The following is a 14,635-nucleotide window of genomic DNA, read 5'->3' on the forward strand; positions in this document are numbered from 1 at the left end:
TCTGGTGGTGGTAGCACCGGGCATGCAATACCCGGTTGCCGGGCATGGACACTAGGCTAAGTCAGCCCCGGTCCGTTATCAAGACGTTACTTTGGCTGCTTCTGCCGTTATCATCTGGTCCGCGCTGACGCCTGCGACCATGTTCGCGTGAAGCAGCTTCCGAGCATTGCGGCCAGATACGGAGCGGTCCGGCTCGCTGTGGAGCGCGCGACGGCGGCGGGAGTCCCAATCGCCACGATCTCGCCGCCCGCGTCCCCGCCTGCCGGGCCGAGATCGATCACCCAGTCCGCCGCGGCCACCACATCCATGTCGTGTTCCACCACAATGACGGTGTTCCCGGCGTCCACGAGCCGGTGCAGTTGGGCCATGAGGAGCTGGACATCGGCCGGGTGCAGTCCGGTGGTGGGCTCGTCCAGCAGGTAGAGGGAGTGGCCGCGCTGGGCGCGCTGCAGTTCGGTGGCCAGTTTGATGCGCTGGGCCTCACCGCCGGAGAGCTCAGTGGCCGGCTGGCCGAGGCGGAGATAGCCCAGGCCCACCTCGCGCAGCGTTTGCAGGCTGCGCGCCGCTGCCGGCACCCCTTCGAGGAACTCGGCGGCGGCGTTGACCGTCAGGCCCAGCACCTCCGCCACGTTCTTGCCCTGGTACGTCACCTCAAGGGTTTCCGGGTTGTAGCGCGAGCCATCGCACTCGGGGCAAGGGCCGTAGCTGCCGGGCAGGAACAGCAGTTCGACGGCGACGAAGCCCTCGCCTTGGCAGGTCTCGCAGCGGCCGCCGGCAACGTTGAAGGAGAAGCGGCCGGCGCCGAAGCCCCGCGCCTTCGCCTCGTCCGTGGCCGCGAATTCCTTGCGCACTGCGTCGAAGAGGCCGGTGTAGGTGGCGAGGTTGGAGCGCGGTGTGCGGCCGATCGGTTTCTGGTCAACCTTGACGAGCCGGTCCAGCTGGTCGAGGCCTGAGACCGGTCCGACACTGAGCAGCTCGGTGGACTCACCGGCGTCGGCCTCCAGGTCCTCGGGGGCCTTGGCAACGTCTGGCTCCGGGTGCAGCCTGGCGCCGACCACCTCGGCCAGAACCTGGCTAACCAGCGTGGACTTGCCGGAGCCGGAGACGCCCGTGACCGCGGTCAGCACGCCGAGCGGGAAGTCGGCGTCGAGTTCGCGCAGGTTGTGGCGGCTGATGTCGCGCAGTTCCAGCCAGCCGGCAGCTTCCCGGCGCGTGCCGCTGGCGGCGGAAGCGCCGCCGTCGTCCGCGCTGCCGCGGGCATCGCCGTCGTCCGCAGTGCCGGAACCGTCAGACGTACCGGCCGTACCGGCCGAACCGTCCGGGAACAGGAACGGCCGGGTCACGGACGCATCCACCTCGGCGAGGCCGGCCACGGGACCGCTGTAGAGCACCTCGCCGCCGCCTTCACCGGCGCGGGGACCGACATCCACCAGCCAGTCGGCGCGGCGGACGATGTCCATGTTGTGCTCCACCACGAACACCGAGTTGCCGGAGGACTTGAGCTGGTCCAGGACTGCGAGGAGGGGCTCGGCGTCGGCGGGGTGCAGCCCGGCGGAGGGCTCGTCCAGCACGTAGATCACGCCGAACAGCCCGGAGCGGAGCTGGGTGGCGATCCGGAGCCGTTGCATTTCTCCGGGGGAGAGCGTGGGCGTGGACCGGCCCAGAGCCAGGTAGCCTAGGCCGAGGTCCAGCAGCACGGTGACGCGCTGCAGGAGGTCACGGGTGATGGCGACGGCCACCTCGTTGCCCTCGCCGGAGGACTGCTTGCGGGACGCGGTCCCGGCCTCCGTGAGTTCGGTGGTGGGGCGGATGATGTCCGCCAGTTCGGTCATGGGGACGGCGTTGAGTTCGGCGATGGTGTGCCCGGCGAAGGTGACGGCGAGCGCGGCCGGAGTCAGGCCACTGCCGCCGCAGACCGGGCACGGGCCGGTTTCCATGAAGCGCAGCACCTTCTCGCGCATGGTGGTGCTCTTGGAATCGGAGAGCGTATGCAGCACGTAGCTCTTGGCGCTCCAGAACCGGCCCTTGTACGGCTTGGCGACGCGGTCGCGCTGGGGCGTCACTTCCACCACGGGTTGTTCCTCGGTGAACAGGATCCAGTCGCGGTCTTTCTTGGGCAGCTTCCGCCAGGGGGTGTCGACGTCGTGGCCCAGGTGGGTCAGGATGTCGCGCAGGTTCTTGCCCTGCCAGGCCCCGGGCCAGGCGGCGATGGCGCCGTCGCGGATGCTCAGCGAAGTGTCCGGGACCAGCGAGGACTCGGTGACGGTGTGCGCGATCCCCAGGCCGTGGCACTCCGGGCAGGCGCCGGCGGCCGTGTTCGGCGAAAACGCGTCCGAGTCCAGCGGGCTGGCGCCGTCCGGATAGCTGCCGGCGCGGGAGAAGAGCATGCGCAGCGAGTTGGACAGTGTGGTGAGGGTGCCCACCGTGGACCGCGAACTCGGCGTCCCGCGGCGCTGCTGGAGCGCGACGGCGGGCGGCAGCCCGGTGATCATTTCCACCTTGGGGTTGTGCCCCTGCTGGATGAGCCGGCGGGCGTAGGGGGCCACGGATTCGAAGTAGCGGCGCTGCGCCTCGGCATAGATGGTGCCGAAGGCGAGGGAGGACTTGCCGGAGCCGGAGACGCCGGTGAAGGCGACAATCGCGTCGCGGGGCACGTCCACGTCCACGTTGCGCAGGTTGTTCTCCCGGGCGCCGCGCACCCGGACAAAACCGTCCGTCGGATTGCCGGGAGCGAGATCAGGAATGAGGTCCCGGCCGGCCGGGCGCGGCAAATGGGAAGCATGCTGTTTACTTTGCATTGGTTCGACTCTATCCGCTCGGGGGAGCACCGGGCATATCCTTACCGGATGGAAACACACGACGACGGGGCAGGGTTTGCCGAGAAAGAGCCGAACGAACCGGAAGAACCGGACGAGCCGGAGGCCGGCGAACCCCACGCACTCCCGGTCGCCGAGCTGCACCTGCATATCGAGGGAACCCTGGAACCGGAGCTGATCTTCGCGCTGGCGGAACGCAACGGGATCGAACTGCCCTATGCGGACCTGGACGAGTTGCGCTCGCGCTACGAATTCACTGACCTGCAATCCTTTTTGGACCTGTACTACGCCAACATGGCCGTGCTGCAGACGGAGCAGGACTTCGCCGACATGACCCGCGCCTACCTGGCCCGGGCGGCGCTCGCCGGGGTCCGGCATGCCGAGATCATGCTGGACCCGCAGGCCCACCTGTCCCGCGGGATACCGCTGGCGACGTGCGTCAACGGCGTGGCCTCGGTGCTGGCCGGATCCCGCGAAGAGTTCGGCATCTCCACCCTCCTGATCGCGGCCTTCCTGCGCGACCTCACCGAAGAATCCGCCCTCGAGGTGCTGGAGCAGATGCTTGCCATGGGCGCCCCGATCGCCGGCATCGGGCTCGATTCCGCCGAGGTGGGCAACCCGCCGGCCAAGTTCGAGCGGCTCTTCGCCCGGGCCAAGGACGCCGGGCTGCACCGGATCGCGCACGCCGGCGAGGAGGGCCCGCCGTCGTACATCATCGACGCGCTGGACCTCTTGGAAGTCGAGCGGATCGATCACGGCATCCGCTGCATGGAGGACCCGGAGCTCGTGGAACGGCTCGTGGACGAGCTCGTGCCGCTGACCGTGTGCCCGCTGTCCAACGTTCGGCTCCGCGCGGTGGACACCCTGGCCGAGCACCCGCTGCCGGCGATGCTCGCGGCGGGGCTGAACGTCTGCGTGAACTCGGACGACCCGGCGTACTTCGGCGGCTACGTGGACGACAACTTCGCGCAGCTGAAATCGGTGATCGGCCTGTCCGAGTTCGACTGCGTCCGGATGGCCGCGAACTCGATCCGGTCCTCCTTCGCGAGCGAGGAACGCAAGGCCGAGCTGCTGGCCGAGCTCGCCGCGTCCGGACACTAGCCACCAAAGCAACGCGGGGTCACTTACGGCCCATCCGGCGCCCCGGGATGGGCTGTAAGTGACCCCGCGTTGCTTGGTTCCGCTTCGGTCGGCTTAGACGTCGATCGAATCCATGTGCGGGTAGCGCGCCCCGGCGGCCACCCCGGCCGGAGCCAGTTCGTCCAGGCGGTTCAGGTCCTCGGCGGAGAGTTCGACGTCGGCAGCGCCCAAGTTTTCCCGCAGGCGGTCGACCTTCTTGGTGCCCGGGATGGGAACGATGTGCTCGCCCTGGGCCAGCAGCCAGGCTAGCGCCAGTTGCCCCGGGGTGCAGCCCTTCGCGTCCGCGAGCTCTTTGACCCGGTCCACGAGCTGCAGGTTGCGGTCAAAGTTCTCGCCCTGGAAACGCGGGGAGTGCCGGCGGAAATCGTCTGCCGCAAAGTCCTCGGGGCTGCGGAACTGGCCGGTCAGGAAACCGCGGCCCAGCGGGCTGTAGGGCACAAAGCCGATGCCGAGCTCGGCGAGGACCGGGAAGACCTTGGTCTCCGGCTCACGCTCCCACAGCGAGTATTCAGTCTGCAGGGCGGTGATGGGGTGTACCGCGTGGGCCCGGCGCACGGTGTCGGCGCTGGCCTCGGACAGGCCCAGGTGCCGGACCTTGCCAGCCTGCACCAGCTCAGCCATGGCCCCGACGGTGTCCTCGATCGGAACGGTCTTGTCCACCCGGTGCTGGTAGTACAGGTCGATGTGGTCCACGCCCAGCCGCTGCAGGCTGGCATCGCAGGCGGCGCGCACGTAGTCGGGGGAGCCGTTGATGCCCACCCAGGATCCGTCGGGCCGCCGTTCGTTGCCGAATTTGGTGGCCAGGACGACGTCGTCGCGCCGGCCCGCGATGGCCCGGCCCACCAGCTCTTCATTGGTGAAGGGGCCGTACATGTCAGCGGTGTCGAGCAGGCTTCCGCCGGCGTCGAGAAACGCCTGGATGGTGGCGATGGACTCGTTGTCCTCGCCGTGGCCGTAGAACTCGCTCATGCCCATGCAGCCCAATCCCAGGGCCGAGACGGTGAGTGAACCGAGCGTGCGGGTTTCCATAGATATCTCCTCAGTGGGAACAGTGGGAACAGTGGGAACGGTGGGATGCCCAGTCCGGCACCCGATCCGGTGCATGGTCAGCGGCGGGACAGCGCGCGGTGGGCAGACCGCAACTCTAGGCCCATCGGGCCGGGGACACAACGGCCCGCTGGGCCAGGGGGCCGGGTTCCGATTTCCACTTGCCCTGTCACCTGTGGTTGCCAAAACCGGCGGTTGGGCACCATAAGTGATTGGGCATCGGGGACGGCGCCCGGCCGGCGCGGTTCACCCTTGCCGGGGGATGTGCCGGGCGGGGACGGGCGGCAGAGTGCAGCTATGACGAAGACTCGCGAGCGGCGCAAGGGCTGGCTGCGCCGGGCGGCGCCTGGATTCGATGCCGTCGCGACGTACCAGAAGGACTGGTTCGGCAAGGACATCATCGCCGGGGTCGTCCTGACGACGTTGCTCGTTCCGCAAGGCATGGCCTATGCCGAGCTGGCTGGGCTGCCCCCGATCACCGGGCTGTACACCAGCATCCTTTGCTTGCTCGCCTACGCGGTCTTCGGCCCGTCCCGTGTCCTGGTCCTTGGGCCCGACTCTGCACTCGGGCCCATGATCGCCGCGACGGTCCTGCCCCTTGTCGCGTCCGACGGCGACCCGCAGAAGGCGATCGCGCTCGCGTCGATGCTGGCCCTCATGGTCGGCGCCATCATGGTTTTGGCGTCCGTGGCCAAGCTAGGCTTCATCGCCGACCTCATCTCCAAGCCGACGATGATCGGCTACATGAACGGTCTCGCGATCACCATCCTGGTCGGCCAGCTCCCGAAACTCTTCGGGTTCAAGATCGAAAGCGAAAACTTCATTGGTGACCTGGTCGGATTCGTCGAGGGCGTGGCCAACGGCGAGACCGTGGTCGCCGCGGCGGCGGTCGGCATCGGCGGGATTGTGCTGATACTGGTCCTGCAGCGGTGGCTGCCCAAGGTCCCGGCGGTACTTGTCATGGTGGTCGCCGCGATCGCGGCGACGGCGATCTTCGACCTGGCCGCCAAGGGCGTCTCGCTGGTCGGGGAACTCCCGCGGGGCTTCCCGCCGTTCACCATCCCCCGGGTGGACGTCGCGGACCTCGGGCTGATGTTCGCCGGCGCCCTGGGGATTGCGCTGGTTTCGTTGACGGACACGATCTCGACGTCGACGGCGTTCGCCGCACGCACCGGACAGGAAATCCGCGGCAACCAGGAGATGATTGGCATCGGAGCCGCGAACCTGGCCGCGGGCCTCTTCCAGGGCTTCCCGGTCAGCACCAGCGGATCCCGGACCGCCGTCGCAGAACGTTCCGGCTCGAAGTCGCAGCTCACGGGCGTGACGGGCGCCGTGCTGATCCTCCTCATGCTGGTGTTCTTGCCCGGGCTGTTCCGGAACCTGCCACAGCCGGCTCTGGCAGCTGTGGTGATGACGGCGTCGATCTCCCTTGCCGACATTCCCGGAACGATTCGTCTCTTGCGCCAGCGGCGCACCGAGTTCTACCTGTGCATGGCCGCCTTCCTCGGCGTCGCGTTCCTGGGCGTCCTGCCCGGCATCGGCATTGCGGTGGGGCTGTCCATCCTGAACATCTTCCGCCGGGCGTGGTGGCCCTACGAGACCGTGATCGGGCGGGTGCCCGGCTATGACGGCTTTCATGACATCAACGTCCACCCGGACGCCAAACACCTGCCCGGCCTGGTCATCTACCGGTGGGACGCCCCGCTGTTCTTCGCCAACGTCCGGCCCTTCCGCGACAACATCCGGCACCTGGCCCATACCGACCCCAAACCGCGATGGATCGTCATCGCGGCCGAACCGATCACGGACGTGGACACCACCGCCGCGGACGTCTTGCTCGATCTGGACGTCGAGCTGAACGAGCAGGGCATCTCGCTGGTGTTCGCCGAGCTCAAGCACAGGACCCGGGAGAAGATCGAACGCTACGGACTGACCCGCGAAATCGAGCCGGAGCACTTCTATCCCACCACCGAAGCAGCGGTTGCCGCCTACATGGCCCAGACCGGCGCCAAATGGAGCGCCGAGGAGTAACCCCTGAACAACGCGGGGTCACTTACGGCCGGTCCAAGGCCCTTCCATGGGCGGTAAGTGACCCCGCGTTGCTTTTCTACTCGCGGGTAGGGCCGAGTTGGTCCCTCGCGACCCCCGCCCAGCCCTGTCATAGTGGGTCACGACACACAGAGTTAACCGGATCCGCTCGCAAAAACTAACATTTCCTTGGCAAAATGCAGGTGGATCAATTGCTTCTAAAGGAGACCCATGGGCGCGAACACCGCGGAAAACACCAACCTTCGGCTCAAGGCCGTGCTGGATGTCCTGGCAGAGGAGGTATGGACGGGCGAGAAGTTGAACGCCGGAGCCGTCCTGGGCGAGGCAATCGCACGGGTGCCCCTCAACGACCACGAACGCGAACTGCTCAGCGGGGGCATTCCCCGCGGCCACAAGACGCTGACCACCGCCACGGCCAAGCTGGTCAAGGCAGGCTGGCTGGTCAAGGGCCGCTCCGGCTGGTCCATTACCGACGACGGCCAGCGCGCCACTGTGGCGTTCGCCGAGCCCGCCGTTTTCGCTACAGCGCTCGACGCCGGCACTCCCGTTCCGGCGGGCACGCCGCTGCCGACTGCCCCCGTGGCAAAGCCGGCAAAGTCGGAGAAGGCAGCAAAGGCAGCAGCAACGCCGGCCGTCACGGCCGAGGAAGCCCCGTCGAAAACTTCCAAGGTTGCCGGCAAGGCCGCCAAGCTCATCGAGGAGGCCGTGGCCCCCGTGGCCAAGGCGGTGCGCAAGCGCAAGCCCGCAGCGAAGGCCGCGCAGCCTGCTGCAGCAGCGCCGGCAGAAGCCCCGGCGGCTGCGGCCTCTGCTGTCAGCGTCGACACGATCGAGCAGCCGGACGCCGTCGCGGTTGCCGGCGACTTCAGCATTCTGCTGGGCGCGCCCGCCAACTGGGCGCCGCAGTACGACGAAGTCCAGATGGAACTGGACCAGGTGGATCAGCTCTGGAAGATCGCCGCGGACATTCCTGCCGGCTTCTACTCCTTCAAGATCGCGTTGAACCGCTCCTGGGACGAAAACTACGGTGCGTTTGGCGTCTTCGACGGACCCAACCACGAAGTCCACCACGGCGGCGGTCTCCTGGTCATCCAGTACGATCACCGCACTCGGGACATCGTCCTGCCGTAGCACCGACGCGCAACCTTCCTGCCAACGCGCAAATGACCCTGCGACACCCGAATTCGGGTGTCGCAGGGTCATTTGCGCGTCGCGGCGGCTTTGCGCATCCTGAACCTGCCCCGCCTGAACCTGCCCAGCGGCGGCGGTCCGACCTAGCATTGCCTCATGGAGACCGTCGAGGTTGCGGGCCTGCGCATCCGGTACCGGCGTGCGGGCCAGGGTCAGCCGCTGGTCCTGCTGCACGGCGCCTACGAGGACAGCCGCATCTGGCGGCGGCAGTTCGAGGACCTGTCGGCTGACTTCACGGTCTTCGCCTGGGATGCACCGGGGTGCGGCGGCTCGGACGATCCGCCGCCGGGCTTCACCGGACAGGACCTGGGCGACGCCCTGGCAGGATTTCTGCGGGAAGCGGTGCCCGGCAGGCCGCACATCCTCGGGCTGTCCATGGGCTCCGGCATTGCACTGGAGCTCTACCGGACGCACCCGTCAGTGCCCGCCTCGCTGCTGCTGGTCTCGGCGTATGCCGGTTGGGCCGGATCCTTGCCGCCCGAGGAAGTCGAGCGCCGCTACGCCCAGGTCCTCGCCGAACTCGAGCAGCCGGCAGAGCAATTCATCCCCGCGTGGCTGCCCACCTTGTTCACGGAACATGCCGATCCGGCGGCGGTCCAGGAAACCAGCGCGATCATGGCCGACTTCCATCCGGGCGGCATGCGGGCACTGCTGAACGCGAACGCCCACGCCGACTACCGGGACGTCCTGCCCACCATCGCGGTGCCCACCCTGCTGCTGTACGGCACGGAGGACGTCCGTTCGACGCCGAGCGTGGCCCACGAAATGAACCGGCGGATCCCGGGCTCGACGCTGGTGATGATTCCCGACGTCGGGCACATGGCGGCCGTCGAAGCGCCGGTTGCCTTCAACGCAGAAGTTCGCCGGTTCCTGCACGGACTCTCCGCGCGGTGACGGCCGCTAGAACCTGGTCGGGTCCGGCCGTGGCGGAACCGGGCCGGGATCCGGAATCGGGAGGGGACCGGGCGGCGTCGGGAACGGCCCCGGTTCCGGTGACGGCGTGGGCGCGGGGCCCGGTACCGGCTCGGGTCCCGGAACCGGCGGCGGCGTGACCGGACCGGGTTCCGGCGGGAACGGGTCTCCGGGCTCGGGCGGCGGCGTCGTGGGGCCGGGTTCCGGCGGAAACGGATCGGGTCCTGGGGGTGGGGGAATAGTCATGCGTGGCTTCCTTTCTTGGGCTGGCGTTCAGGATCCTCGATCAGGCGCCGCGGCGCCGGCGCAACACCCGCAGTTCCCAGGGCCGCAGGCGCACTCCGCCCGCGGCAAGACCATCGCGCGCCGCACCCACGGCGGAACCCGCGGCAGAGCCGCCGTCGGAGGCGTCGGACGGATAGTTGCCCAAGACCAGCTCCACCAGCTCCGCGTCAGCCCAGACCTGGTCCCCGAGGTCCGCGTCGCGCTCCTCGCCGGAGAAGTTGCCCAGCACCAGCAGCTCCGGGATCCCGGCGCCGGCTGGCTGACTGTCTGAGGGACTGCCGGAAGAAACGGCCGAACCGGACCCGGCCAGCGCCCGGGTGAACGCATAGACGTGCGGGTCATCCGGCAGCAGCATGGTGAAATTCCCGTGCGAGACAACCGGCTCCGCATGCCGCAGCGCTATCACCTGGCGGTAGAAGCTGTAGACCGAATCCGGATCATCCACCTGGGCGGCGGCGTTGATGTGGTTGGCATTCGGGTTCACCGCGATCCACGGCGCCCCGGTGGTGAAGCCGGCATGCCGGGAGGCGTCCCACTGGACCGGGGTGCGCGCGTTGTCCCGGTTCAGCGGCGCGAGGGCGGCGAGGACCTCGGCATCGGTGTGGCCCAGGTGCGTGGTGGCTTCGCGGTGGTGGTTGAGGACCTCGATGTCGCGGTAATCGCTGATCGCGCCGAACGTCATGTTGGTCATGCCCAGTTCTTCGCCCTGGTAGACGTAGGGCGTGCCGCGGTGCAGGTGCAGGATGCCGGCCAGCATTTTGGCCGAGAGCTCGCGGTATCGGGGGCTGTCGTCGCCGAAGCGGGACACGGCGCGGGCCTGGTCGTGGTTGCCCCAGTACAGGCTGTTCCAGCCGGTCTCGGCCAGGCCGTCCTGCCAGCGGCCCAGGGTCTGCTTCAGCTCGGTGAGCAGGAGTTTCTTGGGCCGCCACTTGTCGCCCTCCTCCTGGTCCAGTGCCACGTGCTCGAACTGGAACACCATGTCCACCTCGGCCCGGGCGGGGTCGGTGTACAGGATGGCGTCCGCCACGGTCACGCCGGGCATTTCGCCGACGGTGAGCAGCTCGCCGGTGCGGTTCGCGAAGACTTCCCGGTGCATCTCCTGCAGGAACTCGTGCATGCGGGGGCCGTCGATGTAGAACGGGGAGCCGTCGCCAAAGAGCTTGCCGTCGGCCACCGGCCCGTCCGGGAGCGAGGTGTCCTTGGAGATGAAGTTGATGACGTCCATCCGGAACCCGTCCACGCCCCGGTCCAGCCACCAGTTCATCATCTCGTAGACCGCCGCCCGGACCTCGGGATTCTCCCAGTTCAGGTCCGGCTGCTTCTTCGAAAAGATGTGGAGGTAGTACTCCCCGCTGGCCTGGTCGAACTCCCACGCGGGCCCGGAGAACGCCGATCCCCAGTTGGTCGGCTCCGCCGCCGTGCGCCGTGGGGAGGCCCCGGCGTCGACGTCCCGCGGCGGCCGCCACCAGTACCAGTCGCGCTTCGGGTTATCCTTCGAGGACCGGGATTCCACGAACCAGGGGTGTTCGTCCGAGGTGTGGTTGACCACCAGGTCCATCACCAGCTTCATGCCGCGCGCGTGCAGCCCGTCGGTCAGTTCCCGGAGCTCCTCGAGGGTGCCGAAGAGCGGGTCCACGTTCCGGTAGTCGCTGATGTCATAGCCGTTGTCGTCCTGCGGGGAGGTGTAGATCGGGGAGAGCCAGACGACGTCGACCCCCAGCCGCTGGAGGTAGTCCAGCCTGCCGATGATGCCGCGGAGGTCGCCGATGCCATCGCCGTTGGAGTCGGCAAAGCTGCGCGGATAGATCTGATAGACGACGGCGCGCTGGAACCAGTCGCCGGCAGTCGCCTTCGGTGTTTCCGTGGGGGCTTCTTCGACCGTCATGGGGACTCCTCAGCTGGTCCGGCAGACAATGGGGCAGCGCGTTGCTGACCCGCCAACGTCTGATTATTGACCAGTTGGCGGGGGCTGGGAAGACCTGTCCGGTCGCAGCCGCCGACCTTCGCTAGTTCTGCGAGGCGATGGCGTTGTCCCGGTCCTCGAAGACGTCCTCGCCGGGACCGGAGAAGGCCTTGGAGCGCTGGATCGCCTCGATGGACCCGGTGAACAGCTGGGAGTCGTGCGGGTCCGGGTGCCGGGGGTGCTCGGCCGTAGCAGCAGCCTTGCCGGGGCGCTTGGACCCCGTGGCGGCGTCGGATGCGTTCCCGGAGGTGGAACCCGCCAGTGCCGACGGCAGCGATTCGAGGCGGACGTGGGGGAGCGCCGTCGGGTGGTCCTGCTGCAGGAACAGCACCAGTTCCTCGCGGATCAGGCAGCGGAGGTCGAACAGGGAGGCGCTGTCGGCCGCGCTGACCAGGATGCGCACGCGGACAAAGCCGGCGGTGGCGTCCGTGATCTGCAGGATCCCCACGCGCTTGTCCCACAACGGCGTCTCGGCCAGGACCTTCTTCAACTCGCCGCGCATCGCTTCGACGGGAGCGCGCCAGTCGAGGTCGAACTCCACGGTGCCCATGACCTCGGACTGCCGCCGGGTCCAGTTCTCGAACGGGGTGGTGGTGAAGTACGTCGAGGGCAGGATCAGCCGGCGGTCATCCCAGATGTGGACCACCACGTAGGTCAGGGTGATCTCCTCGATCCGGCCCCATTCCTTCTGGACCACCACCACGTCGTCCACCCGGATCGCGTCCGTGAACGCGAGCTGGATGCCGGCGAAGACGTTGACCAGCGAGGTCTGCGCGGCGAGGCCGGCGACAATGGAGATCACGCCCGCGGACGCAAGAAGCCCGGCGCCGAGCGCCTGGATCGCGGGGAACGTCAGCATCATGCTGCCCAGGGCCACCACCACGATCAGTGCGACGCCGATCCGCCGGGCCAGGATCACCTGGGTGCGCAGCCGCCGGGCGCGGCGGTTGTCCGCCACATCCACCCGGTACCGGGTGAGCACCATTGCCTCGATGATGAGCAGCATGGCGACGGCCAGCCAGGCCAGCGAACCGATGAGCGCAATCAGCAGCAAATGGTCCAGGCCGTGGCGCCATTCGAGCTCCCCGCCGCTGGTGGCCAGCGCGATCCGGACGGCGATCAGGCACAGTGACAAGCGCAACGGCAACCGGGCCACGCGGGACGTCTCGCGCAGTTCGGGCTTGCTGCGGTTGAGCCGGAGCACAATCTTGCGCACCAGCCAGGACAGGACGAGGCCGGCAACCACGGCGAGGGCCATGGCCAGGAACGGCATTGCTTGGGTAAGGAACTCTTGCATTACTTAAGCTCTAGCAAGCTTCCACGGGCAACTGAAATCGCCCGGATGTCAACGTGGGTCTCCTCACGCCGGTGCCGGAGCCGACGAGCCCGGCAGGTTCCGGCAGGTCTCCGGTGCGGTCCGCGCGGTCCGGCCGCGGCCCAGCACAGTCCGCCCGCCACTCCGGGACTTTTGCCTCTTGATTTTGCTGACGAACGCTCCACAATGGTCGAACCACTTGAATCCCAGGGGGAGGGTGACATGCGTCGACTCGCGGCGTTTGGCACGGCAGCATCGGCCGGCTTCTTGGTTGCGGTGCTGCTCGGCGCCTGCGGTGCGCCCGCGGGCCCGGGACCGACGTCGCCGTCGATGCCCACCGTGCCGCCGCTGACGTCCGCGCCGTCCAGCAGCAGCGCCGTCGATGCCCGCGCCGACCGAGCCGCCGTCGGCGCCGGGCACGCAGGAGCCGACGGCGGCGGACTGGCAGATCTTCAAGACCCCGGACGGGAAGCTCGAGTTCGATTACCCCGCCGAATGGACCGTCAAGGACCGCGGCGCCGAGGCCGCACCCGGCGGCGTGTTCCTGGAGGTCCTCAATGCGGGCGGCAAGTCGCTGGCGACCTTGAAGACCAATGTGGCCCCGGGCGCGGAATGCACGCAACGGATCCCCTACTCGGTGCTCGATTTCGTGGAAGTTCCGGCGTTGGCCCAGCAGGGCGTCACACCGCACTTCATCTTTGAATTGCGGCTGTATCCGGCCGAGAAGGACCCCACGAAAGCCAACGTCATGGCCTACGGCATCAGCTCCGCGCCCAAGCCGTCCGGGCCCGATGCCTGCCCGATCTTCCAGTTCTTCACCTGGCCGCCCAGCGGAGCGTCGTTCGGCGGCGTCTACAACCCCTTCGACACCACCCCGGGCAACGAGCCCTTTGTCGACACCCCGGAGGCCTACCTGGAGACCTCCGAATACCAGGACATCAGGAAGATGCTCACCTCCCTGCGCCCGGCGGGGCAGTAGGGCCGGCCCGGGCTCATGGCGAGGCGACGGCTCACACTGGTTGCGGTTCCGGCTCCGGTTGTTTCAGCGCTGGTGCTCGCGGTCCTGCTGCTGGCCGGCTGCGGGTCACCCACGGCGCCCCCTGCGACCTCCGGCGCCGCGGGCGAGGCAACGTCCGCAGGCCCGCCTGCCGGAGGCACCCAGTCGGGGAACACCCAGTCGGGAGACTCTTCGCAGGGAACACAGGGGACCACGCCGTCGGGGTCAGCCACGGACACAGCATCGGGAACGGCTTCGGGGAGCACCGCGGCGGCAACCCCGACAACGACGGCGGCCCCGCCGTCGTCGTCCGGCTGGAAGACATTCACGACGTCGGACGGGACGCTGAGTTTCGACTATCCGGCCGCGTGGGCGATCCGGGACCCTGCGGGGGAGGCGCCGCTGGGCGGTGAGTTCGTGGATGTTGTGAACGCCGCCGGGAAGCAGATGGCTGCGCTGCGCACGAACATCGTCACGGGCGCCGAATGCGGCGATCAACAGCCCTACCTGCTCATCGACTCCCAGCCGATGCAGGCGCTCGCCGAACCCGGTGCGGCGGACCAGAGCCCGCCGCGCTACGTGTTCGAGGCCCGGGGTGACTTCGCTGCGAAGGAGGCTTCGCCGCCCACTTACGCGTCGTATGGCATCACCATGATGCCGGAGGAGACCGGACCCACGTCGTGTCCGATGTTCCAGCTCTTCCTCTGGCCGCCCAGCGGCGCGCTGTTCGGCCAGGCGTACGACCCCGCGAAAAACACGACGCCGGGGGACCCCGGGCTGCCGTACCTGGAGAAGGCGAAGCTCTACGCCAGCACGGCGGAGTACCAGGATGTCCGGAAGATGATCACGTCGCTGCGTCCGACCGGCAACGGCGCGGGCACGGGCACGGGGACTGGCGCCGTGACGGAACCGGCGAAGTAACT

Annotated in this window: 10 protein-coding genes; 6 read left to right on the forward strand and 4 right to left on the reverse strand. The window is 68.3% G+C overall.

Annotation, left to right across the window (positions count from 1 at the left end; translation table 11 throughout):
* Nucleotides 1-110 precede the first annotated feature (110 nt).
* Nucleotides 111-2,798, reverse strand: a complete 2,688-nt coding sequence (locus ABH915_RS05485) for an ABC transporter (protein WP_370118640.1) — start codon at nt 2,796-2,798, stop codon at nt 111-113.
* Nucleotides 2,799-2,846: 48 nt separating this feature from the next.
* Here ABH915_RS05485 and ABH915_RS05490 point away from each other — a divergent pair, with 48 nt between their 5' ends.
* A complete protein-coding gene (locus ABH915_RS05490; RefSeq protein ID WP_370118643.1) occupies nt 2,847-3,917 on the forward strand; it encodes an adenosine deaminase in 1,071 nt (356 codons plus the stop codon).
* 93 nt (nt 3,918-4,010) lie between these two features.
* Here ABH915_RS05490 and ABH915_RS05495 read toward each other — a convergent pair whose 3' ends face one another.
* A complete protein-coding gene (locus ABH915_RS05495; RefSeq protein WP_370118646.1) occupies nt 4,011-4,985 on the reverse strand; it encodes an aldo/keto reductase in 975 nt (324 codons plus the stop codon).
* Between the two features lie 315 nt (nt 4,986-5,300).
* Between ABH915_RS05495 and ABH915_RS05500 the strand changes: the two genes are divergently transcribed.
* The 3 genes from ABH915_RS05500 (at nt 5,301) to ABH915_RS05510 (ending at nt 9,134) form a co-directional block, all read left to right on the forward strand.
* Entirely contained in the window at nt 5,301-7,034 is a 1,734-nt protein-coding gene (locus tag ABH915_RS05500) for a SulP family inorganic anion transporter (RefSeq protein WP_370118649.1), read from the forward strand.
* A 228-nt stretch (nt 7,035-7,262) separates the two neighbouring features.
* Entirely contained in the window at nt 7,263-8,180 is a 918-nt protein-coding gene (locus tag ABH915_RS05505; RefSeq protein ID WP_370118652.1) for a glycosidase, read from the forward strand.
* A gap of 156 nt (nt 8,181-8,336) precedes the next feature.
* Nucleotides 8,337-9,134: an alpha/beta fold hydrolase gene (locus ABH915_RS05510; RefSeq protein WP_370118655.1), complete on the forward strand. Its 798-nt coding sequence runs from the start codon at nt 8,337-8,339 to the stop codon at nt 9,132-9,134.
* 304 nt (nt 9,135-9,438) lie between these two features.
* On the opposite strand, the gene ABH915_RS05515 is transcribed toward ABH915_RS05510, so the two are convergent.
* Together ABH915_RS05515 and ABH915_RS05520 are read right to left on the reverse strand one after the other, a co-directional pair.
* The gene (locus ABH915_RS05515) at nt 9,439-11,322 is read right to left on the reverse strand and encodes an alpha-glucosidase (RefSeq protein ID WP_370118657.1); all 1,884 of its coding nucleotides are present in this window, start codon (nt 11,320-11,322) and stop codon (nt 9,439-9,441) included.
* A gap of 121 nt (nt 11,323-11,443) precedes the next feature.
* Complete coding sequence (locus tag ABH915_RS05520; RefSeq protein WP_370118660.1) at nt 11,444-12,697, reverse strand: mechanosensitive ion channel family protein; 1,254 nt, start codon at nt 12,695-12,697, stop codon at nt 11,444-11,446.
* A 400-nt stretch (nt 12,698-13,097) separates the two neighbouring features.
* Between ABH915_RS05520 and ABH915_RS05525 the strand changes: the two genes are divergently transcribed.
* Nucleotides 13,098-13,694 (forward strand): hypothetical protein, encoded by a 597-nt coding sequence (locus ABH915_RS05525; RefSeq protein WP_370118663.1) that lies wholly within the window; start codon nt 13,098-13,100, stop codon nt 13,692-13,694.
* Between the two features lie 15 nt (nt 13,695-13,709).
* Nucleotides 13,710-14,633, forward strand: coding sequence for a hypothetical protein (locus ABH915_RS05530; RefSeq protein ID WP_370118666.1), 924 nt, complete (start codon nt 13,710-13,712; stop codon nt 14,631-14,633).
* Nucleotides 14,634-14,635 lie beyond the last annotated feature (2 nt).

It is taken from the genome of Arthrobacter sp. MW3 TE3886 (assembly GCF_041262145.1).
Lineage (GTDB): Bacteria > Actinomycetota > Actinomycetes > Actinomycetales > Micrococcaceae > Arthrobacter.